General features: G+C 75.7%; 27 protein-coding genes and 1 tRNA gene. 13 read left to right on the top strand and 15 right to left on the bottom strand.

Annotated elements, in window-relative coordinates:
- Nucleotides 1-22: 22 nt before the first annotated feature.
- Nucleotides 23-748, bottom strand: coding sequence for an MIP/aquaporin family protein (locus tag ACI79L_RS20330; protein ID WP_456938526.1), 726 nt, complete (start codon nucleotides 746-748; stop codon nucleotides 23-25).
- Between the two features lie 140 nt (nucleotides 749-888).
- Nucleotides 889-2,634, bottom strand: a complete 1,746-nt coding sequence (locus tag ACI79L_RS20325) for a glycerol-3-phosphate dehydrogenase/oxidase (RefSeq protein WP_456938525.1) — start codon at nucleotides 2,632-2,634, stop codon at nucleotides 889-891.
- 178 nt (nucleotides 2,635-2,812) lie between these two features.
- Between ACI79L_RS20325 and ACI79L_RS20320 the strand changes: the two genes are divergently transcribed.
- Both ACI79L_RS20320 and ACI79L_RS20315 read left to right on the top strand, forming a co-directional pair.
- A complete protein-coding gene (locus ACI79L_RS20320) occupies nucleotides 2,813-3,796 on the top strand; it encodes a sugar-binding transcriptional regulator (protein ID WP_456938524.1) in 984 nt (327 codons plus the stop codon).
- A 41-nt stretch (nucleotides 3,797-3,837) separates the two neighbouring features.
- Nucleotides 3,838-4,554: a maleylpyruvate isomerase family mycothiol-dependent enzyme gene (locus tag ACI79L_RS20315; RefSeq protein ID WP_456938523.1), complete on the top strand. Its 717-nt coding sequence runs from the start codon at nucleotides 3,838-3,840 to the stop codon at nucleotides 4,552-4,554.
- 100 nt (nucleotides 4,555-4,654) lie between these two features.
- Here the strand turns inward: ACI79L_RS20315 and ACI79L_RS20310 are convergent, their stop codons facing one another.
- Genes ACI79L_RS20310 through ACI79L_RS20295 form a run of 4 tightly spaced genes read right to left on the bottom strand, consistent with a single transcriptional unit; the run spans nucleotide 4,655 to nucleotide 7,540 of the window.
- Nucleotides 4,655-5,398 (bottom strand): SCO1664 family protein, encoded by a 744-nt coding sequence (locus tag ACI79L_RS20310; protein WP_456938522.1) that lies wholly within the window; start codon nucleotides 5,396-5,398, stop codon nucleotides 4,655-4,657.
- Nucleotides 5,399-5,414: 16 nt separating this feature from the next.
- The gene (locus ACI79L_RS20305) at nucleotides 5,415-5,966 is read right to left on the bottom strand and encodes a DUF3090 family protein (RefSeq protein ID WP_456938521.1); all 552 of its coding nucleotides are present in this window, start codon (nucleotides 5,964-5,966) and stop codon (nucleotides 5,415-5,417) included.
- Nucleotides 5,967-6,001: 35 nt separating this feature from the next.
- Nucleotides 6,002-6,688, bottom strand: coding sequence for a histidine phosphatase family protein (locus tag ACI79L_RS20300; protein ID WP_456938520.1), 687 nt, complete (start codon nucleotides 6,686-6,688; stop codon nucleotides 6,002-6,004).
- An 18-nt stretch (nucleotides 6,689-6,706) separates the two neighbouring features.
- Nucleotides 6,707-7,540: an undecaprenyl-diphosphate phosphatase gene (locus ACI79L_RS20295; protein WP_456938519.1), complete on the bottom strand. Its 834-nt coding sequence runs from the start codon at nucleotides 7,538-7,540 to the stop codon at nucleotides 6,707-6,709.
- A gap of 177 nt (nucleotides 7,541-7,717) precedes the next feature.
- Here ACI79L_RS20295 and ACI79L_RS20290 point away from each other — a divergent pair, with 177 nt between their 5' ends.
- Nucleotides 7,718-8,698, top strand: a complete 981-nt coding sequence (locus ACI79L_RS20290; RefSeq protein WP_456938518.1) for an aldo/keto reductase — start codon at nucleotides 7,718-7,720, stop codon at nucleotides 8,696-8,698.
- An 11-nt stretch (nucleotides 8,699-8,709) separates the two neighbouring features.
- A complete protein-coding gene (locus ACI79L_RS20285; RefSeq protein ID WP_456938517.1) occupies nucleotides 8,710-10,659 on the top strand; it encodes an AAA family ATPase in 1,950 nt (649 codons plus the stop codon).
- Between the two features lie 40 nt (nucleotides 10,660-10,699).
- Here ACI79L_RS20285 and ACI79L_RS20280 read toward each other — a convergent pair whose 3' ends face one another.
- Nucleotides 10,700-11,470, bottom strand: coding sequence for a DUF2470 domain-containing protein (locus ACI79L_RS20280; protein ID WP_456938516.1), 771 nt, complete (start codon nucleotides 11,468-11,470; stop codon nucleotides 10,700-10,702).
- Nucleotides 11,471-11,536: 66 nt separating this feature from the next.
- The gene (locus ACI79L_RS20275) at nucleotides 11,537-12,025 is read right to left on the bottom strand and encodes a hypothetical protein (RefSeq protein WP_456938515.1); all 489 of its coding nucleotides are present in this window, start codon (nucleotides 12,023-12,025) and stop codon (nucleotides 11,537-11,539) included.
- Between the two features lie 110 nt (nucleotides 12,026-12,135).
- On the opposite strand from ACI79L_RS20275, the gene surE reads away from it, so the two are divergent.
- Nucleotides 12,136-12,759: a 5'/3'-nucleotidase SurE gene (surE, locus tag ACI79L_RS20270; protein ID WP_456938514.1), complete on the top strand. Its 624-nt coding sequence runs from the start codon at nucleotides 12,136-12,138 to the stop codon at nucleotides 12,757-12,759.
- On the top strand, nucleotides 12,756-12,902 hold the full coding sequence (locus tag ACI79L_RS20265; RefSeq protein WP_456938513.1) for a hypothetical protein: 147 nt from the start codon (nucleotides 12,756-12,758) through the stop codon (nucleotides 12,900-12,902). Before surE ends, ACI79L_RS20265 begins: the two co-directional genes overlap by 4 nt.
- 128 nt (nucleotides 12,903-13,030) lie before the next feature.
- On the opposite strand, the gene ACI79L_RS20260 is transcribed toward ACI79L_RS20265, so the two are convergent.
- The gene (locus tag ACI79L_RS20260) at nucleotides 13,031-13,294 is read right to left on the bottom strand and encodes a hypothetical protein (protein ID WP_456938512.1); all 264 of its coding nucleotides are present in this window, start codon (nucleotides 13,292-13,294) and stop codon (nucleotides 13,031-13,033) included.
- 121 nt (nucleotides 13,295-13,415) lie between these two features.
- Here ACI79L_RS20260 and ACI79L_RS20255 point away from each other — a divergent pair, with 121 nt between their 5' ends.
- Nucleotides 13,416-13,616, top strand: a complete 201-nt coding sequence (locus ACI79L_RS20255; protein WP_387989578.1) for a DUF5703 family protein — start codon at nucleotides 13,416-13,418, stop codon at nucleotides 13,614-13,616.
- A 73-nt stretch (nucleotides 13,617-13,689) separates the two neighbouring features.
- Here the strand turns inward: ACI79L_RS20255 and ACI79L_RS20250 are convergent, their stop codons facing one another.
- From ACI79L_RS20250 to ACI79L_RS20240, 3 genes are all read right to left on the bottom strand, one after another.
- The gene (locus ACI79L_RS20250; protein ID WP_456938511.1) at nucleotides 13,690-14,643 is read right to left on the bottom strand and encodes an NADPH:quinone oxidoreductase family protein; all 954 of its coding nucleotides are present in this window, start codon (nucleotides 14,641-14,643) and stop codon (nucleotides 13,690-13,692) included.
- A gap of 56 nt (nucleotides 14,644-14,699) precedes the next feature.
- On the bottom strand, nucleotides 14,700-15,506 hold the full coding sequence (locus tag ACI79L_RS20245; RefSeq protein WP_456929045.1) for an SDR family oxidoreductase: 807 nt from the start codon (nucleotides 15,504-15,506) through the stop codon (nucleotides 14,700-14,702).
- A 162-nt stretch (nucleotides 15,507-15,668) separates the two neighbouring features.
- Nucleotides 15,669-16,988 (bottom strand): M20/M25/M40 family metallo-hydrolase, encoded by a 1,320-nt coding sequence (locus ACI79L_RS20240; RefSeq protein WP_456938510.1) that lies wholly within the window; start codon nucleotides 16,986-16,988, stop codon nucleotides 15,669-15,671.
- Between the two features lie 119 nt (nucleotides 16,989-17,107).
- On the opposite strand from ACI79L_RS20240, the gene ACI79L_RS20235 reads away from it, so the two are divergent.
- The 5 genes from ACI79L_RS20235 (at nucleotide 17,108) to ACI79L_RS20215 (ending at nucleotide 20,559) form a co-directional block, all read left to right on the top strand.
- Nucleotides 17,108-17,195 (top strand) — tRNA-Leu (locus ACI79L_RS20235).
- Between the two features lie 272 nt (nucleotides 17,196-17,467).
- Nucleotides 17,468-18,175, top strand: a complete 708-nt coding sequence (locus ACI79L_RS20230) for a hypothetical protein (protein ID WP_456938509.1) — start codon at nucleotides 17,468-17,470, stop codon at nucleotides 18,173-18,175.
- 60 nt (nucleotides 18,176-18,235) lie between these two features.
- Entirely contained in the window at nucleotides 18,236-19,555 is a 1,320-nt protein-coding gene (locus ACI79L_RS20225; RefSeq protein WP_456938508.1) for a hypothetical protein, read from the top strand.
- A gap of 198 nt (nucleotides 19,556-19,753) precedes the next feature.
- Nucleotides 19,754-20,287, top strand: coding sequence for a hypothetical protein (locus tag ACI79L_RS20220; protein WP_456938507.1), 534 nt, complete (start codon nucleotides 19,754-19,756; stop codon nucleotides 20,285-20,287).
- Complete coding sequence (locus ACI79L_RS20215) at nucleotides 20,284-20,559, top strand: hypothetical protein (RefSeq protein WP_456938506.1); 276 nt, start codon at nucleotides 20,284-20,286, stop codon at nucleotides 20,557-20,559. Before ACI79L_RS20220 ends, ACI79L_RS20215 begins: the two co-directional genes overlap by 4 nt.
- 80 nt (nucleotides 20,560-20,639) lie before the next feature.
- Here ACI79L_RS20215 and ACI79L_RS20210 read toward each other — a convergent pair whose 3' ends face one another.
- A complete protein-coding gene (locus tag ACI79L_RS20210) occupies nucleotides 20,640-21,764 on the bottom strand; it encodes a DUF3644 domain-containing protein (RefSeq protein ID WP_456938505.1) in 1,125 nt (374 codons plus the stop codon).
- Between the two features lie 307 nt (nucleotides 21,765-22,071).
- Between ACI79L_RS20210 and ACI79L_RS20205 the strand changes: the two genes are divergently transcribed.
- A complete protein-coding gene (locus tag ACI79L_RS20205; RefSeq protein ID WP_456938504.1) occupies nucleotides 22,072-23,115 on the top strand; it encodes an HNH endonuclease in 1,044 nt (347 codons plus the stop codon).
- A gap of 80 nt (nucleotides 23,116-23,195) precedes the next feature.
- On the opposite strand, the gene ACI79L_RS20200 is transcribed toward ACI79L_RS20205, so the two are convergent.
- Together ACI79L_RS20200 and ACI79L_RS20195 are read right to left on the bottom strand one after the other, a co-directional pair.
- Nucleotides 23,196-24,215 (bottom strand): hypothetical protein, encoded by a 1,020-nt coding sequence (locus ACI79L_RS20200; protein ID WP_456938503.1) that lies wholly within the window; start codon nucleotides 24,213-24,215, stop codon nucleotides 23,196-23,198.
- Between the two features lie 111 nt (nucleotides 24,216-24,326).
- A complete protein-coding gene (locus ACI79L_RS20195; RefSeq protein ID WP_456938502.1) occupies nucleotides 24,327-24,773 on the bottom strand; it encodes a hypothetical protein in 447 nt (148 codons plus the stop codon).
- Nucleotides 24,774-24,789: the final 16 nt, after the last annotated feature.

Here is a 24,789-nt window from a genome sequence, read left to right as displayed (position 1 = left end):
GGCCGGCGGGACGGCCGGGCGGTCAGAAGCCCTGGGCCAGCAGGCCGGCCAGGGCACCGCCGACGAGCGGGCCGACGACGGGGACCCACGCGTAGCCCCAGTCGCTGCCGCCCTTCTTCGGGATGGGCAGCACGGCGTGCGCGATCCGCGGCCCCAGGTCGCGGGCCGGGTTGATCGCGTAGCCGGTCGGCCCACCGAGCGAGTTGCCGATCCCGACGACCAGCAGGGCGACGGCCAGCGGCCCGATCTGGCTCGGCGTGTCACCGAACTTCAGGATGATGTAGACGAGCACGAAGGTGCCGATGGCCTCGGTGACCGCGTTCCACGGGAGGCTGCGGATCGCCGGGCCCGTGGAGAAGGTCGCCAGGATCTCCCCGGGCTCGTCGTGCCGGGCGTAGTGCTTCTGGTACGCGAGCCAGGCGACGACGGCGCCGAGGAACGCGCCGACGAACTCGCCGGCGAAGTAGACCAGGGTGCTGCCGAACGTGACGTCGACACCGGGGGCGTACTCGTCGGCGCCGAAGGCCCACAGCCCGACGGTGACCGCCGGGTTGAGGTGGGCACCGCTGCGGTAGGCCGCGTAGACGCCGGCGAAGACGCCCAGGCCCCAGCCGAAGTTGATGAGCAGCCAGCCGCCGCCGTGGCCCTTGGAGTCGGTGAGCAGGACGTTGGCGACGACGCCGACGCCGAAGAGCAGCAGGATCGCGGTGCCGAGCACCTCGGAGAAGAAGACGGAGGTCAGTGACACGCTGAGACACCTCTCTGTGTCCGGTTGTGCCGTGATGGGGGCCCGCCCGGTGCGGGCGGGTCGTGCCGAGCCCTCTGTCCACCTCCTTCCGGCAGCGGCGGTCGCGCCGGGCCGGCGGGACGCCCCGCCGGCCCGGGGTCTCAGGAGGCGCCGGCGAAGGGCCGGATCTCCGGCGCCCGCAGGCGGGCCTGTTCGGCCGAGGTGTCGTCGGGCATCGCCTCGGCGGCGCGCTCGGCCTCCACCCGCGCCAGGTAGGTGCTGATCTCCCGCTCCCGCTGGGCGTCGTCCCAGCCGAGCAGCGGCGCCATGAGGTCGGCCGCGGCGCGGGCCGAGGCGGTGCCCCGGTCGGCCTGCTCGTAGGACAGCCGGGTGCGGCGGGTGAGCACGTCCTCCAGGTGCAGCGCACCCTCGGCGGTGACGGCGTAGACGACCTCGGCCGGCAGGTAGTCCGGCGCGCCCTCCAGCGGGCGGCCGAGCTCGGGGTCGGCGTCGACCAGGGCGAGGACCTCGTCGACCAGGCTGCCGTAGCGGTCGAGCAGGTGCTCCACGCGCTGCTCGGTCCAGCCGTGCGCGGCGGCCAGGTGCGCCTTGCGGTTCCAGCGGACCCGGTAGCCGTCGGCGCCCACCAGCGGCAGCTCCTCGGTGAGCGAGGCCGGGATCGGCGCGTCGGGGTCCTCGCCGGGCGCCCGGTCGCGCAGCGCCATGTCGACGACGTCGCGGGCCATGACGCGGTAGGTCGTGTACTTGCCGCCGGCGATCATCGTCAGGCCCGGCCGCACGGTGGCGGCGGTGTGCTCGCGGGAGACCCGGGTCGTCCCGCCGGCCTCCTCGTCGACCGGCTGCAGCAGCGGGCGCAGGCCGGTGTAGACGCCGAGGACGTCGTCGCGGGTGAGCGGGCGCTCGAGCACCGCGTTGGCGTGGTCGAGCAGGTAGTCGACGTCGGCGGCCGAGGCGACCGGGTGGTCCTTGGCCAGGTCCCACGGGGTGTCGGTCGTGCCGATCACCCAGTGCGTCGGCCACGGGATGATGAACAGCACGCTCTTCTCGGTGCGCAGGATGAAGCCGTCCTCGCCGGCGATCGCCTCGCGCGGCACGGCGATGTGCACGCCCTTGGAGGCGCGCACGGTCAGGCCCTGGGCGCGGAAGAGCTCCTCCGTCTGGTCGGTCCACACCCCGGTGGCGCCGACGACGTGGCGGGCGCGGACGGTGAGCTCGCGGCCGGTCTCGAGGTCCACCGCGCGCACGCCGGCGACCCGGCCGTCCTCCTCCAGGTAGCCGGTGACCTGGGTGCGGCTGGCGGCCAGCGCGCCGTGCCCGACCGCGGTGCGCACGAGCACCTGCACGAGGCGGGCGTCGTCGACCTTGGCGTCCCAGTAGCGGATGGCGCCGACGGCGACGTCGTCCTTCAGCGAGGGGGCCACCCGGCGCAGCGCCTTCTTCGACAGGTGCCGGTGCAGCGGCACGCCGTGGCCGTCGCGGCGGCCGAGCAGGCCGCCGAGGGTGTCGTAGAGGGCGATGCCCGCGCCGATGTAGGCCCGCTCCCACACGCGGTGCCGGATCGGGTAGAGGAAGGGCACCGGGTGCACCAGGTGGGGGGCGAGCCGGCCGACGAGCAGGCCGCGCTCGTGCAGCGCCTCGCGGACCAGCGCGAAGTCCAGCATCTCCAGGTAGCGCAGCCCGCCGTGCACCAGCTTGCTGGCCCGGCTCGAGGTGCCCGAGGCCCAGTCGCGCTGCTCGAGCAGGCCGACCGTCAGGCCGCGGCTGGCCGCGTCGAGCGCGGCCCCGGCCCCGGTGACCCCGCCGCCGATGACCAGGACGTCCAGGACGTCCCGGGACATGCGGTCGAGGGCGTTGGTGCGGACCTCGGGCGAGAGGGCTGTGGACACCGGGCACTCCTGAGGTGGTGCGGGGGTGGTGCGGGGCGCCGGCGGGGTGCCGGCACCCGGGGACGAGGGTCAACCTGCACCTGTTGGCCTCGCAGGGCAACCACCTGCACGTCCGTGCACCGCGGCGTTAGCGTGGGACCGGTGCGCGGGGTCGCCCGCGCCGGGAGGGAGCCAGGGCGTGGCGGCCGACGAGGACCTCGAGCGGGTGGCCCGCCGGTACTGGCTGGACCGCGTGCGGATGGAGGACATCGCCGCCGAGGAGGGGGTCTCGCGGTCCACGGTGTCCCGGATGCTGGACGCCGCGCGGGCGCTCGGCATCGTCACCGTCTCGGTCAGCGCCGTGCACGGACGTGCAGCCTCGATGGCGAGCGAGCTCGGCGCGCGGTACGGCGTCACGGCGCGGGTGGTGTCGGTGCCGGAGGACGCCCCCGACGTCGCCCGGCTGCAGCTGGTCGCCGGCCGGACCGCGGCGGTCCTGGACGAGGCGATGGGCGACGGGATGACGCTCGGGCTGGCGTGGGGCACCACCACCAGCGCCGTCGGCCAGCACCTGCGGGCCCGGCCGCTGCGGGACGCGCACGTCGTCCAGCTCAACGGGGCGATGAACACCCACAGCAGCGGCGTCGGCTACGGCAGCGACGTCCTCGGCCGGTTCGGCACCGCCTGGGACGCGCAGGTGCACCACTTCCCCGTGCCAGCGTTCTTCGACCGGTCCGAGACCCGGCAGGCGATGTGGCGCGAGCGCAGCGTGCGCCGGGTGCTGGCCATCCAGCAGTCCGCCGACGTCGCGCTGTTCGGCGTCGGCGCGATGGCCGGCCCGGTGCCGAGCCGGGTCTGGGCGGAGGGCTACCTCGGCCCGGCCGACCGCGCCGACCTCGCCGCCGCCTCGGTGGTCGGCGACGTGTGCACCGTCTTCCTGCGCGGCGACGGGACCTGGGAGGGCATCCCGATCAACGCACGCACCAGCGGCCTGGTCCCGCCGGCGCTTCGCCGCATCCCGCGCCGGGTGTGCGCGGTGGCCGGCGTCAACAAGGTCACCGCGCTGGCCGCGGCGCTGGCCGGCGGGCTGGTCACCGACCTGGTGCTCGACGAGCGCACCGCCGCGGCGCTGCTGCTGCGCCGGGCCGCGGCCCGCCCGGTGCCGGCCCTGTGGGCCCGCTGACGGGCTAGCGTCGGGGCCCGTCCCCGCGCGAGGAGGCCGCGATGGAGCTGTCGGGCTACCTGCCGGTGCTGCGCCGCACCGACGCCCGGTTCGCCGACGCCGCCGCCGAGGCCGTGCTGGCCGGCGGCTGGACCGCCCCGGTGCCCGGGTGCCCCGGCTGGACGCTGGCCGACCTGGTCTGGCACCTCGGCGAGGTCCAGCACTTCTGGGCCTGGGTGGTGCGCACCCGCGCCCAGGACCCCGGCGGGTACGGAGCGCCGCAGCGCCGTCCCGACGACGAGCTGCTGGGCTGGGCGGCCGGGCAGTCCGCGGAGCTGGAGGCCGCGCTGGCCGGCGCCGACCCCGCCGAGCGGGTGTGGACCTGGGCGCCCCGGAAGGACGTCGGCTTCGTGCTCCGGCGTCAGGTGCAGGAGGCCGTCGTCCACACCGTCGACGTCGAGCAGGTGCTCGGCGACGTCCGCCCCATCCCTCCCGACGTCGGCCTCGACGGCATCGACGAGTGGCTGGAGGTGATGGTGCCCGGCGCGCTGCCCGACGGCCCGCCCGAGGGCGCGCACCCGGTGGTGCTGCACGCGATCGACGCCGGCGTCGAGCGGACGCTGTTCGCCGGCACCCGGCCGCAGCCGGTGGCCACCCTGCGCGGCACCGCCGGGGACCTGCTGCTGGCGTGCTGGCGGCGGGTGCCGCTGGAGGTGCTCACCGTCGACGGCGACGGCCTGCAGGCGGCCGCGATGATCGCCGCGGTCGACCTGTCCTGAGCCCGCGGGGGCGTTCGACGGTCCCGAGCGGGTGCGCCGAGGCCGCGTTCCGGCGCCCGGGATGCGGCGTCGGCGCACACCGTCGAACCCGCGCGGCGGGTCAGAAGGGGGGCCAGGGCAGGGCGGGCCAGTCCCCCGACGGCTCGGGGTGCACCTGCGTGCGCAGCAGCTCGGCCACCCGCTGCTGCGTGCACCGGACCTCGCGGCGGGTCAGGTGCTCCTGCAGCGCCTCGCCGAGGTCGCCGCGCAGGTCGTCGGCCAGCCGCTCCAGCACCGCGAGCGCCTCCAGCAGCAGCGGCTTGCCCGCCCAGCGCCACAGCAGGGTGCGCAGCTTCGGGTCGGTGGAGAAGCAGATGCCGTGGTCGACGCCGTACACGTGGCCCGACGCCGTCGGGATGATGTGCCCGCCCTTGCGGTCGGCGTTGTTCACGACCGCGTCGAACACCGCCATGCGGCGCAGGCCCGGGTGGTCGGAGCGGACGAACGCGGCCAGGTCGACGTCCGGGTCGCCGTCGATCCACAGCTGCACCATGCCGGGGCCGAACGGGCCCTCCCGCAGCACGGTGGGCGGGACGACGTCCCAGCCGGTGGCCTCGCTGACCAGCGCCGCCGCCACCTCGCGCCCGGCGAGGGTGCCGTCGGGGAAGTCCCACAGCGGCCGCTCGCCGGCGACCGGCTTGTAGACGCACTCGGCCTCGAGCGTGCCGGTGCGGACGGTGCCGAACAGGGTCACGTTGCTCGCGTCGAGCATGCGGCCCTCGACGTCGATCTCGCCCTCGCGCAGCAGGGCGCGCGCCTCGGCGGCGCTGGCCGGGGCGCGGAGGTCCTGCGCGGGCTCGCTCATCGCCGTCGTCCGGGGATCAGCGGCGGTAGCCGTTCTGCCGGGGGCAGACGTGCCCGGTCGGGTCCAACGGCAGCGAGCACAGCGGGCACGAGGGCCGGCCGGCGGCGACGACGCGGCGGGCGCGGGCCACGAACGAGCGGGCGGCGCCGGGGGTGATGGTCACCCGCAGCGCGTCGGGGCCCTCCTCGGCGTCGGACAGGATCGTCTCCTCGTCGACCGGCTCGTCGGTGGCGGCCACGGCCTCGACGACGACGGCCTGCGCCTCGCCGTCCCAGGCCAGGCCCATGGCCGCGACGCGGAACTCCTCGTCGACGGGCGCGGTGAGCGGCTCGAGGTCGTCGACGTCGGCGGTGGCGGGGACGGCGGTGCCGGGGCGGGTGGCGATCTCGTCGAGCAGCTCGTCCATGCGCTCGGCGAGGACCTGCACCTGCGACTTCTCCAGCGCGACGCTGACCACGCGCCCCTCGGCGTCGGACGCCTGCAGGTAGAAGGTGCGGTCCCCGGGCTGGCCCACCGTGCCGGCGACGAACCGGGACGGGCGGTCGAAGCGGAAGACCTGGCGAGGCACGCGCCCAGGTTACGCGGGGAGGCGGACGGTTGCGTTCAGGTCGTGGCCGCCCCGGCCCCGCCGCCCACCACGGCGTCGGAGTCGGCCGTCCCCTCCTTCGGGAGGAGTGCCGCGACGTCGCCGCCGGTGTCGTTCATCCGGACGACGAACGGGCGGGTCTCGGTGTAGGTGACGACCGAGATCGACGCCGGGTCGACGACGATCCGCTGGAAGGCGTCCAGGTGCAGGCCGAGGGCGTCGGCGAGGACGGCCTTGATGACGTCGCCGTGGCTGCACGCCAGCCACACCGCGTCGGGCCCCAGCCGGGCGTTCCACTCGCGGACGGCGGCCACCGCGCGGGCCTGGGTCTGCGCCAGCCCCTCCCCCTCCGGGCCGGGGAACACCGCGGCGGAGGGGTGCTGCTGCACGACCTTCCACATCGGGTCCTCGGCCAGCTCCTTGAGCGGCCGGCCGGTCCAGTCGCCGTAGCGGGCCTCGCCGAGCCGGTCGTCGGCCTGCAGCTCCAGGTCGCGGTCGGCGAGGACGGCCTCGGCGGTCTGCCGGCAGCGCTCCAGCGGGCTGCTGACCACCGCGGCCAGCGGCACCGGCGCCAGCCGCCGGCCCACCGCGGCCACCTGCTCCTCCCCCGTCTCGTCGAGCCGCACGCCCGGGGTCCAGCCGGCCAGCACGCCGCCGGCGTTCGCCGTCGTCCGGCCGTGCCGCAGGAGGATGACGGTGGTCACGACGCCCGAGCCTAGGCGCTAGCGCGGGGCGAGCACCCCGACGCCGACCAGCGCCAGCAGGGCCAGGCCGAGCACCACGCGGTAGACGACGAACGGCGTGAACGTGCCGCGGTCGAGGTAGCGCAGCAGCCAGGCGATCACCGACAGGCCGACGCCGAACGCGATGGCCGTGGCCAGGATCGTCGGCCCCCAGGAGACGGTCTCCCCCGCGACGTCGCCGGTGAGCGCCTCGTAGACCTGGAAGAAGCCCGACCCGAGCACCGCCGGGATGGCCAGCAGGAACGAGTACCGGGCGGCGGCCGCGCGGGTGTAGCCGAGGAACAGGCCCATGGTGATCGTGCCGCCGGAGCGGGACACGCCCGGCACCAGCGCCATCGCTTGGGCCAGCCCGAACAGCAGGCCGTCGCGGACGCTGAGGTCGGCCAGCTCGCGCTTCTTGCGGCCCACCCGGTCGGCCCAGTACAGGACCAGCGAGAACGCGACCAGCGAGATGGCCACGATCCGCAGGTCGCGGAACGTCGTCTCGATGTCGTCCTGGAACAGCAGGCCCAGGACGACGATCGGGATGCTGCCGACGATGATCAGCCAGCCCATGCGGGCGTCGGGGTCCGACCGCCGCGATTGGTGCCGCAGCGCCCGCAGCCAGGCGACGACGATCCGCGCGATGTCCTTGCGGAAGTAGAGGAGCACCGCGGCCTCGGTGCCGATCTGCGTGATCGCGGTGAACGCCGCGCCCGGGTCACCCCAGCCCGCGGCCTCCCCGACGACGCGCAGGTGCGCGCTGGAGGAGATCGGCAGGAACTCCGTGAGCCCCTGCACCAGCCCCAGGACGACGGCCTCGAACCACCCCACCGCCGCTCAGCCCCGGGTTCCGGGGGTCGGGCGGGACGCGGTGCGCGGGTTCGGTCGGAGCACGGGAGGACAGCCTAGGTCGGTCCCCCGGGACCGGCCGGGCACCACGCGGGTCGCCGTCCTCACACCGCCGCGCCCACCGGCCGGTGTCGGTCCGCGACGGTAGGTTGGCCGGTCGTGGAACAACGGGCGCTGGGACGCAGCGGCCTGGTCGTCTCCCGGCTGGCGCTGGGCACCATGACCTGGGGCCGGGACACCGACGAGGACGAGGCGGCGCTGCAGCTCACCGCGTTCGTCGACGCCGGCGGCACGCTCGTGGACACCGCCGACGTCTACTGCGACGGCGACAGCGAGCGGACCCTGGGCCGGCTGCTGGCCGACGTCGTCCCGCGGTCGGAGGTGCTCGTCGCGACCAAGGCCGTGGGCCGCACCGGGCCCGGGCCGCTGGGCCGCGGCGCCTCCCGCGGGCACCTGCTGGCCGCGCTGGACGCGTCGCTGGCCCGCCTGGGCGTCGACCACGTCGACCTGTGGCAGCTGCACGCCTGGGACGACCACACCCCCGTCGAGGAGACCCTCGCCGCCTGCGACGCCGCCGTCGCCAGCGGCCGCGTGCGCTACGTCGGGGTGAGCAACTACACCGGCTGGCAGACCGCGCAGGCCGCCACCTGGCAGCGCGCCTGGCCGGGCCGCACGCCGCTGGTGAGCACCCAGGTCGAGTACTCGCTGCTGCAGCGCGGCGTCGAGCGCGAGGTCGTGCCCGCCGCCGAGGCGCTGGGGCTGGGCGTGCTCGCCTGGTCCCCGCTGGGCCGGGGGCTGCTCACCGGCAAGTACCGCACCGGCACCCCGGCGGAGTCGCGCGGGGCCTCGCCGCAGTGGGCCGGGTTCGTCGACGACCTGCGCTCGGCCACCGCCGACCGGATCGTCGAGGCGGTCGCCACCGCCGCCGACGGCCTGGGCACCACCCCGCTGGCGGTGGCGCTGGCCTGGGTGCGCGACCGCCCCGGCGTCGCCGCGCCCGTCGTCGGCGCCCGCACCGCCGTCCAGCTGCAGGCCTCGCTGGACGCCGAGAGCGTCCGGCTGCCCGCGGCCATCCGCACGGCGCTGGAGGACGTCTCCGCGCCGCACTTCTCCTACCCGGACCAGCGCACCGCCCGATGACGACGACCTCCGTGAGCACCGCTCCCGCCCCCGACCCCGTCTTCGCCGCCTTCGTCGCCGCCGGCCTGTGGCCGGGCCTGGGCAAGCGGGCGGCCGCCGAGCTGCCCGCCGCCGGCATCACCTCCCCCGACGACGTCACCGCCGCGAAGCTGCTGAAGATGCCGCGGGTCGGCAAGCAGCGCGCCGAGCGGCTGTTCTCCTCGTTCCTGTCGGCCCAGCCCACCTACGGCGTGGTCGAGCTGCTGGTGCGGGCCGGGCTGGAGGCGAAGCTGGCGTCCTCGGCGGCCGACGCCCTCGGCGACGACGCCGCGCGGCGGCTGCGCGACGACCCGTGGGCGCTGCTGGGGCTGCACGGCGTCACCCTCACCGACGCCGACCGGCTGGCGATCTCGCTGCTGCCCGGCGCCGACCGGCAGGACTCCCGCCGCGGCCGCGCGATCGTCGTCATGACCCTGCGCACGGCCAGCCGGGACGGGCACACCGTGCTGCCCGCCGACCTGGTCGTGGCCGCGCTGCGCGCCGAGGGCGTCAGCGACCCGGCGGCGGCGATCGTCGCGGCGGTCGAGTCCGGCGAGGTGCTCGACCACGAGCCGCCGGAGCCGGAGTGGGACGAGTCCTCCGACGAGGAGCCGCCGGAGCCGGACCCCGCGCTGCGGATGCTGTCGCTGGCCCGGTTCGGCATGGCCGAGGAGGCCGTCGCCGAGGGCGTGGCCCGGCTGGCCGCCACCGCCGAGCGGATCGCCGACCCGGCCGCCGTCCGGTCGGTGTCCAAGGGGCTCGACGAGGCGCAGGAGCAGTCCGTGGCGCAGGTGCTCGGCGCCGGCGTCTCGCTGCTCACCGGCGGCCCGGGCACCGGCAAGAGCCGCACCGTGGCCGCGATCGTGCGGCTGCTGCGGGCCAAGGGCACCGAGGTCGCGCTGGCCGCGCCCACCGGCCGGGCGGCCAAGCGGCTGGAGGAGCTCACCGACCACCCGGCCGTCACCGTGCACCGGCTGCTCGGCGCGCAGGGCTTCGGCGGCGGGTTCGCCCGCAACGAGGAGTGGCCGCTGGACGCCGACGTCGTCGTGGTGGACGAGGCGTCGATGCTCGACGTCGAGCTGACCGCGGCGCTGATCGAGGCCTGCCCCGACGGCACCCACCTGCTGCTGGTCGGCGACCCCGCGCAGCTGCCCTCGATCGGCCCCGGCCACGTGCTCGGCGACCTCATCGACTCCGGCGTCGTCCCGGTGACCGAGCTGACCACGCTCTACCGGCAGGCCGAGGGCGGCGCGATCGCCCGGCTGGCGTCGGCGGTGCGCACCGGGCAGCTGCCGCCGGTGGACTCCCCCGACCGCGAGGTGGTGGTCGTGCCCGCCACGGGCAGCGGCGAGGCCGCCCGGCGGGTGGTGCAGCTGGTCACCGACTCGATCCCGCGGGCGCTGGGGATCGACCCGCGCAACGTGCAGGTGGTGACGCCGGTGCACCGCGGGCCGGCGGGGACCATCGAGCTGAACAGGGCGCTCAAGGAGCGGCTCAACCCCGGCGACGGCACGGTGTTCGGCTTCGACGTCGGCGACCGGGTGGTGGCCACCGCCAACCACCTGGACCTCGAGCCGATCGGGTTCGCCAACGGCGAGGTCGGCGTGGTCACCGGCACCGGCGAGGGCTCGCTGACCGTCGACTTCTCCTCCGGCCCGGTGACGGTGACCGGTGACGCGCTGCCCGACCTCAGGCACGGGTGGGCGATCACGGTGCACCGCGCGCAGGGCTCGGAGTGGCCGGGCGTCGTCGTGGTGCTGCCGCCGGAGGCGGGCGGGATGCTGTCGCGGCCGCTGGTCTACACCGCGCTCACCCGGGCGCAGCAGCACCTGTCGATCGTGCACGCGTCGGGCGCGGCGCTGGCGCGGGCGGTGCGGGAGGTCGACGTCCGCCCGCGGCGCACCCGCCTGGCCGGGCTGCTGCGCGAGAACCTGGACGCCTGACCGGGGCGGCGGAGATGGCCATGTCCGCCGCCCGGCGGGCTCAGTCGCGGCGGGCGAGGCCCGCGCGCAGGGCGCGCAGCAGCTGCGACGTCGCCGCGCGCAGCTGACCGGGGCAGGTCAGCGGCCGCGGGAAGGGCACCCGGACGTCGCGGTGCCCGCCGGGCCGCTCCACCCGCAGCCGGTAGCCGAACCGGTCGACGCCCAGCGGGCGCACCGTCTCCCCCGGCCCGGCCGGCACCCGGCTGCGCAGGACGGCGAGCACGTCGGGGTGGTCGCGGTCGAGGTGCTGCAGCATCCGCGCCTCGACGGCGGCGAGCGGGTCGGGGCGGGCGGCGGCGAACTCGCCCGGCGAGACCTCGGCGCACGCGTCCCCCTCGCGCAGCACGACCTCGGCGAGGTCCAGCCGCAGCAGCGTGGCCGACGTCCCGACGTCGAGCAGCGCGCCCTCGGGCCGGACCTCGGCGAAGGCCACCGCGGCCGCGCGCCGGTCGACCTCGGGCACCGGGGTGAGCCAGCCGGCCAGCCACAGGGTCGCCCGCACCGGGTCGCGCAGCGGCACCGGCGCGCGGTCGCTGACCATCAGCAGCGCCGACACGTCCCGGTCCGGCGCGGCCTCGAGGGCGGCGGCGACCTCGCCGTCGGCGGGGACCAGCACGAGCACCTGCCCGGCGGCGGTGGTGGCGTGCGCGAGGGGGCGGCCCGGCTCGCGGCCGGCGACGCACAGCGCCGCGGCGCTGCGGGTCGCGGCGGTGCGGGCCCGTTCGGGGGCGCCGGCGACGGAGAGCGCCGGAGTACCCGGGCAGGTGGTCATGGCTCCCCCTCGAGACGACGGTAAGGGAAGCCTAACCACACCCACCGGCGGAGGGGAAGCGGAACGTCATCCGCCGTTGACGGTGCGCGCCCGCCGCAGGTTGCGCCGGACCGTCGCCGGGAGCAGCGCCAGGTTGCCGATCGCCCCCGCGGCGAGCACCACCAGCAGGTAGACCACCCCGCCCGCGTCGAGCACGACGGCCAGCACCACCGCGGCCAGCAGGCACAGCCCGGCCAGGCCGAGGACGACGGAGGCGGCGCGGTCGCGGCCGGCGTGCGCGGCGTGCTGCTCGTCGAGGACGGTGAGCGTGGTGCCGGCCCAGTCGGCGGCCGCCGGGCGCAGCCGCGCGTCGTCCACCGGCCGGCCGCGGGTCACCGCCGTCTGCACGGTGTCGGCCTCGGCGCCGCTCAGCCCGTGCCGGGCGACCACCTCGGCGCGCAGGTCGCGGGTGCCCGGGCCGCGCAGGTCCGCCCAGAACCGGCGGCCGGCGAGCGACCAGGCCAGCAGCGGCAGCACGAGCGCGACGAGGAGCAGGAACACCAGCACGAGGGGCACCCGCCGAGCATGCCGGGCGGGTGCGGGCCCGGGGACGCGGCCACCCCGGACGGGTGTGCCGGACGCTCCCGCGGGGCACGAGGGCGCCGACCCGACCGGGAGGGGGCCGCGTGCACGCACTGGTGACCAACGACGACGGGATCGACAGCCCGGGAGTGCACCTGCTGGCCCGCGTGGCGGCGGAGGCAGGCCTGGAGGTGACGCTGGCCGCGCCCGACCAGGAGTACAGCGGGTCCAGCGCCTCGCTGACCGCGCTCCTGCAGGGGAACCGGCTGGCGGTCCGGGAGCACGAGCCGCCCGGCACGGGCACCGTCCGCACCCTGGCCGTCGAGGCCTCCCCCGCGCTCATCGCCTTCGCCGGGGTGCGCGGCGCGTTCGGGCCGCGGCCGGACATCGTGCTCTCCGGCGTCAACCGGGGCCCCAACACCGGCACGGCGGTGCTGCACTCGGGCACCGTGGGCGCCGCGCTGACCGGCGCCACCCACGGGCTGCCCGCCCTGGCGGTGTCGCTGGCCGGCACCGCCGACCCGGCCGCGGAGCACGCCTGGGCCACCGCCGAGGAGGTCGCCCGCCGGGCGCTGCGGTGGACCCTCGGGCACGCGCCGGGGCCGGTGGTGGTCAACGTCAACGCCCCCGACGTCCCGCCGGAGCGGCTGCGCGGGCTGTGCCCGGCCCGGCTGGCGACCTTCGGCGCGGTGCAGTCGAGGTCGGCGAGGCCGGCGAGGACTTCGTGACACTCACCTTCCACGAGACCCCCGACGGGCCCGAGCCGGGCACCGACGACGCCCTGCTGCAGGAGGGGTGGGCCACCGTGACCCTGCTGCGGCCGCCCGCCGAGGCGCCCGGGGCGGACTACCCGGGGCTCGACGGCGCCTGAGCGAGCAGCGGGCGCGGCTGCTCGTGCGCCCGGGCGGCGAGCGTCGTCGGCGTGGTGGGTCGCCGGTGGGCGTGGTCGCCACGACCGCCGCGCCGGGGGTCTGCTCGCCCCCACGGACGATCCCTCGGTCAGACGGTGCGGTCGTCGTCGTCGAAGGGGACGTCCGCCTCCTGCTCCAGCACGTCGGCCTCGTTGGCGTCGACGTCGCCGACCGGTCGCAGCGGGCCGGCCGAGCCCGGCGCGGTCGACAGCTGCTGCTCGAGCGCGTCGGCCTCGTTCGCGTCGAGGTCGCCGACCGGTCCCGCGTCGCCGGCCCCGGCGGGGGCCGCGGGCTCGAGGAGGGCCTCCTGCTCGGCGCGGTCGGCGTCGGTGGCGGAACCGGGATCGGTCACGTCGTCCTCCCTCGGGTGCGGATCGGGTCGCCGTCCATCCTGCCGCCGGTCCCCGGCAGCGGCAGTCCGGGGACCGGCACCCTGGTGACCGGCAGGTGTCCACCGTGGCAACATCGGGCGGGTGAACGCCGCCGACTGGGAGTACGCGCCGCTGCGGATCCCCCCGGGCACGTCCCGTTCCGCAGCGGCGACCATGTTGAGCCTCCAATCCGACGTCGGCGGGTGGGAGCTGGCCCGCCTCCAGCTGCACGCGGACGGCACCCGCAAGGTCGTCCTGCGGCGCCGCGCGCGGCTGTCCTACCTGCCGATGCCGGTCACCTAGCCGGCGCGGAGACGGCGCAGGGCGTGCTCCCCGGGTGGGGAGCACGCCCTGTCGTGTCCTCAGGGGTGCGTCCTCAGGGGACGAGCACGACCTTGCCGACGGTGCCGCGGTCGGCCAGCGCGGCCAGCGCCTGCGGCGCCCGGTCCAGCGGCAGGACCTGGCCGACGAGCGGGTCGATCGCGCCCGCGGTGACCAGCCGGACCAGCTCGTCGTGGGTCTGCCCGATCACGGCCGGGTCCTTCTTCTTGTACAGGCCCCAGTGCAGGCCGACGACGCTGTAGTTCTTGACCAGCGCGTGGTTGGCCGGCGCCTCGGGGATCCGCCCGCTGGTGAACCCGACGACGAGCAGCCGGCCCTCGAAGGCGATGCACTTCCGCGACCTGTCGAACACGTCGCCGCCGACCGGGTCGTAGACGACGTCGGCGCCCTCGCCGCCGGTGAGCTCCTTGACGACGGGGACGAAGTCCTCGGCCGTGTAGTCGACGACGTGGTCGGCGCCGAGCTCGCGGCAGACCTCGACCTTGTGCGCGCCGCCGGCGGTGGCGATCACCTTGGCGCCGGCGGCCTTGCCGAGCTGGATCGCCGCCGAGCCGACGCCGCCCGCGCCGGCGTGCACCAGCAGCCACTCCCCCGCCTGCAGGTGCGCCCGGCGGTGCAGGCCGACGTGCCCGGTCTGGTAGGTGAGGTACAGCGCGGCGGCCTTCTCGTCGGACAGGCCGTCCGGCACCGGCCAGGCGTCGCGGGCGTTCATCAGCGCGTACTCGGCGAACGCGCCGGGGCCGCCGGCCGGGCCACCGATGACCCGGCGCCCGTCCTCGGTCTCGCCGCACAGCTCGACGCCGGGCGTGAAGGGCAGCGGCGGGCGCTCCTGGTACCGCCCCTGCGCCATGAGGACGTCGGGGAAGTTCAGCGCCGCCGCGCGCACGCGCACCTTGATCTGGCCCTCGGCCGGGGTCGGCTCCTCGACGTCCTCCAGCCGCATGACCTCCGAGGGGTCGCCGAGCTCGTGTACCCGCCATGCACGCATGCGCCGACCCTGCCAGAGGCCGGGTGACGCCGGTCACCGGCCCCCGGCAGGAGCGGTCAGAGCATGGACGGCGGCCGCAGCGCCTCGGGGACGACGGCGGTCTCGCCGGTCGCGGTCTTCGCGCTGGGCACGCCCTTGAACTTGTAGGGCACGGTGCCGACGCCGGGCTGGATGACGTACGCGGCGCCGGGCTCGCCCGAGGTCCAGGCCATGACCATCGCGTCGGCGACCTCGGCGGCCGGGATGACCGGGAAGTCCGCGGCCTCGAACTCGTGCCGGATGCGGTCGATGATCGCGGTGTCGGCGAAGCCGGGGCAGATCGCGGTGATGGTGATGCCCTCGCGGGTCAGCCGCGGCGCCATCGACCGGACGAACGCGATCGCGCCGCCCTTGGCCACGCTGTAGCCGGGGTCGGTGGGCATCGGCGACAGGCCCGCCAGCGACGCCGTCACCACGATCGCGCCGCCGCCGGCCCGCTTGATCGCCGGGCGCGCGGCCTGCACGCCGTAGACGACGCCGAACAGGTCGATGTCGACCACGCGCATGAACTCGTCGAGGTCGAGGGCGTCGTCGCTCTTGGCGGCCGAGATGCCGGCGTTGAGGTAGGCGGCGTCGAGCCGGCCGTGCTCGGCCTCCACCTGCGCGACGACGGCCTCGTTGGCGGCGCGGTCGGTGACGTCGAGGGCGACGAAGTGCGCGCCGAGCTCCTCGGCCACCGACCGGTTGCGCTCGGAGTCGAGGTCGGCGGCGACGACGGTGACGTCCCGCTCGCGGAGCTTCTGCGTGAGGGCGCGGCCGAAGCCGCCGGTCCCTCCGGTGATCAGCGCGACGGAACCCGGGCCGGGAGGTGTGGGAGAGGTCACCCCGGCATCACACCACGGGCGCCCTCCGCTGACGCCGCCCGTCCTGTCCCGTCCCCGCGCGACCGGCCCTCCGTTCCCGCGATCATGGCGCGGTGACGGCGACACGCCGACGGCCGACGGCGTGTCGCCGCCACGGCGCCATGATCGTTGCTGAGGACGGCGTCAGACGCCGCGCAGGAACCGGTCGAGCACGCGGACGCCGAAGCGCAGCGACTCCACGGGCACCCGCTCGTCGATGCCGTGGAAGAGCGAGGCGAAGTCGAGGTCGGCGGGCAGCCGCAGCGGGGAGAAGCCGAAGCAGCGCATGCCCAGGCGCTCGAAGCTCTTGGCGTCGGTGCCGCCGCTCATGGTGAACGGCACCGGCCGCGCGCCGTCGTCCTCGGCCGTGAGCGCCTCGGTCATCATGTCGACCAGCGGGCCGTCGAAGGTCGTCTCCACGGCCTGGTCGTGGACGAGCCACTCGCGCTGGACGCCCTCGCCGACGAGGCTCGCCAGCTGCCGCTCGAACTCCTCCTCCTGGCCGTGCAGGAAGCGGCCGTCGACGATGGCGCTCGCCGTCCCGGGGATGACGTTGGTCTTGTAGCCGGCGGTGAGCATCGTGGGGTTGGCGGTGTTGCGCAGCGCCGCGCCGATCATCCGGCTGATGCTGCCCAGCCGGGCCAGCGCCTCCTCCGGCTCGTCCGGGTCGATCTCGATGCCGTAGGCCTCCTCGACCGCGGCGAGGAACTGGCGCATCGGCGGGGTCAGCACGGTGGGCAGCCGGGTGGAGCCCAGCCGCGCGACCGCCTGGCACAGCCGGGTGACGGCGTTGTCGTCGTGGACGAACGAGCCGTGCCCGGGCCGGCCGCCGGCGGTCAGCCGCATCCACGCCAGGCCCTTCTCCGCGGTCTGGACGAGGTAGAGGCGCAGGTCGTCGCGGACGGTGATGGAGAAGCCCCCGACCTCGCTGATCGCCTCGGAGCAGTCGGCGAACAGGTCGGGGTGCTCGTCGACCAGCCAGCGGGCGCCGAGCCGGCCGCCGGCCTCCTCGTCGGCGACGAAGGCGAGGACGACGTCGCGCGGCGGCTGCACGCCGGTGCGGGCCCACTCGCGCACCAGCGCCAGGACCATCGCGTCCATGTCCTTCATGTCGACGGCGCCGCGGCCCCACACGTAGCCGTCGCGCTCCTCGCCGGAGAACGGGTGCACGCTCCACTCGGCCGGGTCGGCGGGGACGACGTCGAGGTGCCCGTGGACCAGCAGCGCCGGGCGGCTGCGGTCGGCGCCGGGGATGCGGGCGACGAGGCTGGCCCGGCCGCGCTCGGACTCCAGGATCTGCGAGCCGATGCCGACCTCGTCCAGCTTGCCGGCGACCCACTCGGCGGCGGTCCGCTCGCCGGCGCTGGTGGCGGTGTCGCCGGTGTTGGTCGTGTCGATCCGGATCAGCTCGCTGAGCAGCTCGGCGACCTCGGCCTGGGCCTGGACGGGACCTCGGTTCTCCACCCCGGCGACACTACGGGCCCGCCCCCGCCGCCGAGGGGCACGGACGACCGGGCGATGCGACACGGCGGGGTACCCGTGCCGGGCCGCGCAGGGCGTCGGGTAGTCTTGGCCTCGCACTCGTCCGGGTGGCGGAATGGCAGACGCGCTAGCTTGAGGTGCTAGTGCCCTTTATCGGGCGTGGGGGTTCAAGTCCCCCCTCGGACACCACGGAGTGGGATTCTTCCCACCTGCTCGGGCCGGAGCCACGCTCCGCGTCCACGACTGACACGGTCCCCGCCGATCCTCGATCGGCAACCATCCCCTCCCCTGCGGCGGTCACGGCCGCCTCCGACGCAGCGGTGCTGCGGCGCGTCCTGGGCGCGACTGCCGAGCAGGTGGCGGCACGGACGGTCCGGGCAATGCCCAACGCCGCTCCACCGAAGCCCGCGGGCGCACGCCGCCGGGCCGCGGGCCCACCGCAGCCGACCCCCGCGTCCTCCGTGCCGAACGCGCCCCGACGGACCGCCGCCCCGACGGCCACGCCCGCGCCGGCGGGGCTGCCGGCCTCCTTCGCCGGCATCGGGGCGCTGCTGACCGGCGTCGGCGAGCGGGTGCCCACCGACGCGCTCACTCTCGCCGCCGTAGCCTCCACCGGTCAGACCGGCGCTGCCGTCGACGTCTCCGGCATCTGGGCGATGGACGCCGCGATGGCGCCGGCGCGCAGCAACACCGTGCTGCGGGCGCTGGACGGCAAGGGCCGCCTCATGCTGCCGCTGGAGGTGGCCACCGCGACGCGGGTGCCCGCCGAGCGGGACGGCGCGGTGATCACCGTCTTCCTGCCCGGCGCGACCGACGGCCCCCGGCCCAACTTCACTGCCGCGCCGCTGCCGCTGGACGCCCGCGGCCGGCTCACCCTGACCGCCGCGGTGCGGCAGGCCGTCGGCATCCCCGACGGCGCCGACGTCTATGCCCGGATCGACCCCGAGCGCCGGACCGTCGTGCTCACCGCGGCCAGCCGCCTCACCGCCGCTCTCGCGGACGCCTTCGACGGGCTGCGCAGCCCCTCCCCCGCGGCCGACCGCTCCGGCACCCACCTCACCGCCGAGCTGCCCGCCGAGCCGGTCACGGAGCCGCTCGTCGCGCCCGACGCGCCCGACGCGGCGGCCGACGACCCGGGCACCGGACGGCGACTGCGCAGCGTCGGCTGACCCGCACCGTCCCCGGCGTCCCGCGGCAGGACCGCTGCCGCCGACCGAACGGAGACCACGATGACCACCGCCACGCCCACCGGCGGGGAGGCGACCCGCGAGGCCATGCGCGCGGCCCTCATCGCGCAGGGCTACGACCCCGCCATGATCGACGCGGCCTTCGCCGCGCCGCCGACGGCCGAGCAGATCTACCGGGTCCAGCAGGCCGTCGCCGACGCGATCACGGCCATGCGCAAGCACAAGCCGCGCAGCGAGAAGACCTGGGCGCCCTACCTGCGGCTGCTGGTCGACGGGCTGCCTGACATGTGCCCCTGCCCCTGCCCCGCCTGCGCCAGCGGCACCTGCCCGTGCCCGGGCGGAGCCGCGGGCCACCACGACAGCTGCGCCATGCCGGACGGCGAGCCCTACGGCGACTGCGCCGAGCGCTTCCGCGGCGTGCCGGAGCTGCCTGCCGACGAGGTGAACCGCGAGGTCATCGAGGACGCGGCCTGGTGGGCGGAGCGCCGTGGCCTCAAGCGCACCGTCGCCCGCAACGTCAAGCGCGAGGAGAAGGGCCGCAACCTGCTGCACAGCGACGGGCGCGGGGCGCGCGAGTCGTTCATCCAGGGCTGCCGGTGGATGTTCACCTGGCTGGTCGACACCGGCAAGGTCCACACCAATCCGGCCGCGAAGGTGACGCTGCCGGCGCGGCAGGAGGCCACGGCGCGCTCGCTGACCCCCGAGGAGTTCCTCGAGGTCTACGGCGTCGCGGTCAGCACCGGGCAGGACCCCACCCTGGACGGGCTGATCCTGCGCCACCTCCTGATCCAGGGCGTGCGCCGCGGCGCGCTGCTGGACAGCACCTGCGAGGGGCTCGACGTCGCCAACTGCCGGATCCGCTACTGGGACCAGAAGAAGAAGACCTGGCGGTGGCGGCCCACGACCCGCACCCACCTGGCCGACCTGGTGACCCACACGATCGTGCGCGGTCCGCGGGTGGCCGCGCCGCCGGACGCCTCCGAGGAGGAGCGGCGGCACGGCATCCCCGCGCTGACCGCCACCTCGCCGGTCTTCTACGCCCAGCCGGTCGACACCTTCGATGAGAACGGCTACTTCGTCTCCCGCACGGTGCGACCGATCACCCGCAAGCGCATCGAGTCGCTGTTCACCCGCATCCGCCGCCACCTGACGTGGACGGAGAACGTCGAGCTGCGCTGCCACGACATCCGCCACACCAGCGGGCGCATGATCTACAAGGCCGCCGACCAGCAGATGGCCAAGCTGCACCTGGCCCACGACGGCGGCACCACCACCGATCACTACCTCAAGGAGCGGCTCGACGAGCTCGCCAAGCTCAAGGAGCAGCTCTTCGAGCCGCGGCGGGACGGCGACCAGCCGTAGCCCGCCACCCCCTCCGCAGGCCCACCGCGACGTTCCGGTGGGCCTGCGGCGTCTCCGGGCCCCGCGGCGGCTGGACCGGGCCGCACCGACATGGCAGGCGGGGCTTCCCGCGGGGTGACTGCGCAACTCGGGCAGCAGCGCACCGTCACCGGCGTCCCACCAAAGCCGGCCCCGCCGGCGAACAGGAAGGAGACGGCCGTGACCGTCACCCCCAGCCCCGACGCCCACTCCCCCGACCCGATCCCCGAGGGCCAGCCTGCGGAGGTGCCGGACTGCCGGCCCGTCCTCGACCGGGTGGCGTTGGGCCCCGCGCGCCTCACCCACCTCTCCCTCGAGGAGTTCCACGCCGCCTACGCCCTCGCCGTCTCCACCGGCGACGACCCGGCGCTCGACGGGCTGCTGCTGCAGCACCTGCTCATCGAGGCGGCCCGGGCCGGTGAGCTGTTGTCCCTGCGCTGCGGCGACCTCGACCTGGCCGAGGCCGCCATCACCGTGCGCAACAGCCGGCTGCACCGGGCGCAGACGCGGCCGTCGACGCCGCAGCACGTGGCCGCCCTGGCCACGCACGCGGCCGAGCGTGGGCCGCGGACGCCGGCCCCGCCGGACGCCCCGAGGAGGTGCGCCGCGCCGGCGTCCCGGCGCTCAGCCCCGACGACCCGGTCTTCTACCGGCGGCCGATCGACACCTTCGACGCCGACGGCTTCCTCCTCGACCGGAAGGTGCGCCCGGTGACCAGCAGGCGGCTGACCTCGCTGGCGGCGCGCATCCGCCAGCACGGCGGGCCCACGCTGACCGCGTCGGCGGTCCGCGCGCTCAGCATCCGGCTCATCTGGTCCATCGGCGGGAACGTCGAGGCGTCGGGCGGGCTCCGCCGCCGCAACGCCCCGCACACCGTGCTCGACGCCGAGGTGGAGCGCCGACGGCTCGGCCGGCTCAAGCGGCACCTCCTCGGCGACCAGCCGGAGCTCTCGGCCGAGGACGACCCGAGCAGCACGGACCGCTGAGCAGGACAAGAAGCCCCCGACGACCCTCGGCCGTCGGGGGCTTCCTGCTGTCCGTGACTACAAGACCTCCTGGTATGGAGCTACGCGCTCTCGGCTGGCGCGGCGCGGCGGGGCGGGGCCTTCGCGCCGGGTCGGCGGCGGGCGTTGTAGGCCTGGGTGACCGCGTCGACGTCGAGGCCGTCGTCGAGGGCCTGACGGGCGAGGTGCAGGGCGCGCGCGCTGAGCCCCTGGTATACGACGTTGCCGTTTCGGTTGCGTCGGATGAAGTAGGCCCGGTCGTCGTCCTTGAGCTCGAGGTGCTCTACGATCGCCAGTCCCTGCTGGCGGCTGAGGCCGAGGCGTTCGCCGAAGGAGATCAGCTTGATGCTGAACTCGTCGAACGGGTTGGACTGGCGGTAGGCGAGCGCGGTCGCGTCCTCGCCGGCGTGGGCGCGGCGGACGGGGACGGCGTCCGGGGCCTTCCCGACCTGCAGCACGATCTCGCTGGCGTCCGGGTGCGGGCGGTTGCGGACGCTCAGGGTGGTGAGCCCGGGCAGGACGGTGCGCCAGTCATTCCCGGCGCGCAAGGCCCGCTCAGCGCGGGCGACCTCCCGGTCGGTGGGAGGGTCGCTGCGGCCGGTGGCGCTGCCGTCGAGGGCGAGCAGAGGGCGGAGGCGGGCGGCCGCCTCATCCCGGCGCCGCCGCCCGGGCTGCAGGAGCTGCCGGACGGCCTCGACCTCCTGGTCGAGGAGCAGGCCGAGGTCCTCGGGCGGCGCTGCGCTGACCGGCAGGACGCGGCCGGGCAGCGCGGCCTCCTCGACGCCGAGGACGTCGCGAGAGAGCCGCTGGAAGATGGTGACCGCGGAGCGCATGTGCACCCACAGCAGCTCCTCGGCCATGACGATCACGTCGTGGGTGGCGGCGTCCCGGTCCTGCTTGAGGGAGCGCAGGACGACCCGCTCGTCGGGTCGCAAGACGGTGAGGTCGTCGGCGGCGATGTCGATGCACCGGCCGAGGCTGAGCGAGTCCTCCGAGCCGGGTTCCCGCACGGTGCCGCGCGCCTGGAAGATGATCCCCTTCAGCAACATCTCGAAGCTGTGCGCGGCCATCATGACGACGGCGTGGTCGCGCGCGACCGGGCTGGGCCGGTTGAACAGCTCCACGGCCAGGGTCATGGACTCGACCGCGGCCGCCCGGAACATCGCCGCCCGTCTGCGTAGCCGCACCGCTCCCCGCTCCCCCGTGTGTCCGGCCTCGTGCTGCGGGCCGGTGGACCGACCTTACGAGCCGTTCAGCGGCTGGTCGCCGAGGGTGCGGGCACGCGAGCCGGGCGGCCGGGCCCGTCGGCCCCTGGACGGAAGTTGACCGTCGGGGCGAGGTCGCACGCCTGGTGGGCTTCGGAGGGCTCGGAGTTCGGCAGCAGGGGGTGACGCCCGTCCGTTTTGAACGAGCGAGCCGCGCCGTTCGTGCGGGTCACCGGCCGCATCATCAGCGAGAACCGCGTCGCCCAGCAGTGAACCCGAGAGGAAGCCCGTGACGACCAGCTCCGCGGGAGCGGCCGACCACGCCCAGATCGACGACTACTGGCAGTGGCGCAACGCGCTGCTGCGGCACCCCGACGGCCGAGCGGCCGGAGGCGAACCGTGCGTCAAGTGCGGGCAGCCGGTGCCGGCGAACGCCTTCTGGAGGTACCGCGACCGGCACGTCTGCAGCGACCGGTGCAACACTAAGCTCGGTCGGCAGCTCAACCGGCTGATCGACAAGGGCGCCGACCTGCCCATCCCCCGGCCCGCGCCGATGCCGGACCCGCGGCAGGACCCGTCCCCGCGGGTGTTCGCCACCCTCCCGACGCCGGCGGACAACGGCCTGCGCTACGAGTTCGACGGATTCAGCCCGCGCTCCGGCGATGTGGTGGAGCGCGACGGCGAGGTCACCGTCTACGAGTGGGTGCGCCCGGAGGAGCTGCCGCGCGTTCCTGAGCACGCCCCCCACGGCTTCTTCCTCGCACAGCACACCTCCGGCCACCACCTCGTGCAGACCGCCTCGGTCGACGGCCGGGGGTCCGGCCTCATCGGTGAGTTCGACCCCTCCGGCCAGCAGCGCTCGGGCCCGTTCGAGGTCGACGGGAAGACGCTGCACTGGACGCACGAGCTCATCAGCGACGTGACGCCCGAGGGCCGGGAGTTCCGCTGGGAGGCGGTGGTCTGCGTTCCGGTGGCCGCCCGACATCCCATCACCCTTTGGACCGCCGCGCGGACCGCTCTGTCCGAGGAGCGGCGCCGCACCTCGTCGTCGACCGCCCGGCACGCCCGCCGGGTCCGCCTCGAAGGCGCGACCGTCGAGCGCTTCGACCCCATCGAGGTGTTCGAGCGGGACGGCTGGCACTGCCGGCTCTGCGGTGGCCCGGTGGACCGGGACCTGCGCTGGCCGGACCCCGCGTCGGCGAGCCTCGACCACGTCGTGCCGCTCGTCGCGGGCGGCGCGCACAGCCGCGACAACACCCAGCTCGCGCACTGGCTCTGCAACGTGCAGAAGGGCGCCCGGACAGAGGACCCCGATGACCGCCCGCTGCGCTGAGCGGACCGTGAAGGCGGAGCCGCGCCGCTGCCGTTGAAGTCGTCCCACAACCTGTGGGGCAACTTCGCCGACGGCGACTGCTACCGGGCCAGTCCGTCGGCGGCGTGAGCAAGGTCGGGGTAGCCGGCGTGCGCGGACCAGCACTCGGTGGCGCCGCCGTGCGGCAGCAGCTCCGGCGGGAACGACACCGTGGCCGCGGGCAGGTAGCGCTCGAGGACACGCCGCTCGAGGACCAGCGCGGTGGCCCGGTCGCGGACCTGCACGGTGTCGAGCACGACGCCTCCGACGCGCCGGTGAGCATTGAGCCGCCCGTCGTCGGTGCAGTGGGTGATGCCGACCTTGAAGACGCCGACGTCGCCGAGGTGCGGGAAGTGCACCAGGTAGACCCGATGCGGGGCGTCCGGGTCCAGCCGGGCGCCGTCGCAGCGCAGGCACGGCGGGGTGCCCGAGCAGATGGCCGTCCACGCCACCGCCCGGGGAGCGCCGCAGCGCCGGCATACGGCCTGCAGCGGCCGGCCGGGGTCCCCGTCGAACTCGTCGAGCAGCTGCAGGCCCAGCGCTTCGAAGCGGGCGGCAACCGTCTCGGTCGTCGGACGGAACCGCGCGGCGTTGCAGTGCGCGCACGGCAGCCAGGACGCCCGCACGCCGCCGTAGATGCCGTCCAGGCTGTCGGCCTGCGCTCCTCCGCACTGCAGGCACTCGTAGTTGATCGGGTCGAAGCCGTCCGCGTCACCCAGCGGCAGCACCGACCGCATCCCGGCGGCGGCGAGCAGCTGCTCCTGGAGTGCCACCGGCCAGTCCCGGCGGGAGGCGTTCATCGCCCGGTACGGCGGCCCGAGCTCGAGCCACTTGCACATCTGGCAGACCCAGCCGCCGCGCCGCAGCATCGCCAGCGAGATGTCCGCGACCGCACCACACGGGTCGTGCCGGGTACGGAACCGGTCCCGCGGCCCGTCGCCGAGCCGGACCACCGTTGCGTCGCAGACCTGCACCAGCCCCGTCAGGCAGGCGTCGCAGAACCCCATGCCGCGGTTGCGCCGCGGCCACCGCGACTCGTTCCCGCAGCCCGGAGTGCTGCACGCCCCGTTGCCGCTCGTCACCGCCGCGTCCCCCGTTTCCTCACCGGGGCACGCTACGGCTGCTCCTGCCCGCCGCCAGCGCACCCCGCGCGGTCTGCCGCAGTGCCGCATTGCCGCAACGGCGGCACCAGGTCAGTCCCACCAGAACCCCACGCAGGCGGTGTCGGGCGGCAGCGCCCCGCTCAGCAGGTCGATGCCGGTCCCGGTCCACGAGGGTTGCCGGGCCGTCCACGACGTCCAGGTCTCGGCGACCGCTGCGGTCAGGGCGTCGCCGGCCTCCGCGGACGCCGGCCACTCCGCGGCCATCCGGTGGGCCAGTACGCGGGCCGACCCCGGGGCCAGCTGCACCCCATCGAAGCGGACGTAGGCCCGGCCCGGCGCGAGCCCGCCGACCAGCTGCCCGCCGAGGAGGTCGGCCTGCGGCACGAGCCAGGACATGGGCGGCTGCGCACCGTTGCAGCGCGCGGTGACCTGGTCCGATGCCAGCAGGCGCAGGGCGCGTTCGCCGACGGCCGGCGGCACTCCGACGAGCCGGCCGATCTGCTCGAACTCCGGGTCGGCATAGGGCGCGAGCAGCATGACCAGCGCCTGCGCG

This window comes from Geodermatophilus sp. SYSU D00684 (assembly GCF_054050455.1).
The sequence above is the reverse complement of the archived record's forward strand: the minus strand, read 5'-3'. Positions and strand labels throughout refer to the sequence as shown.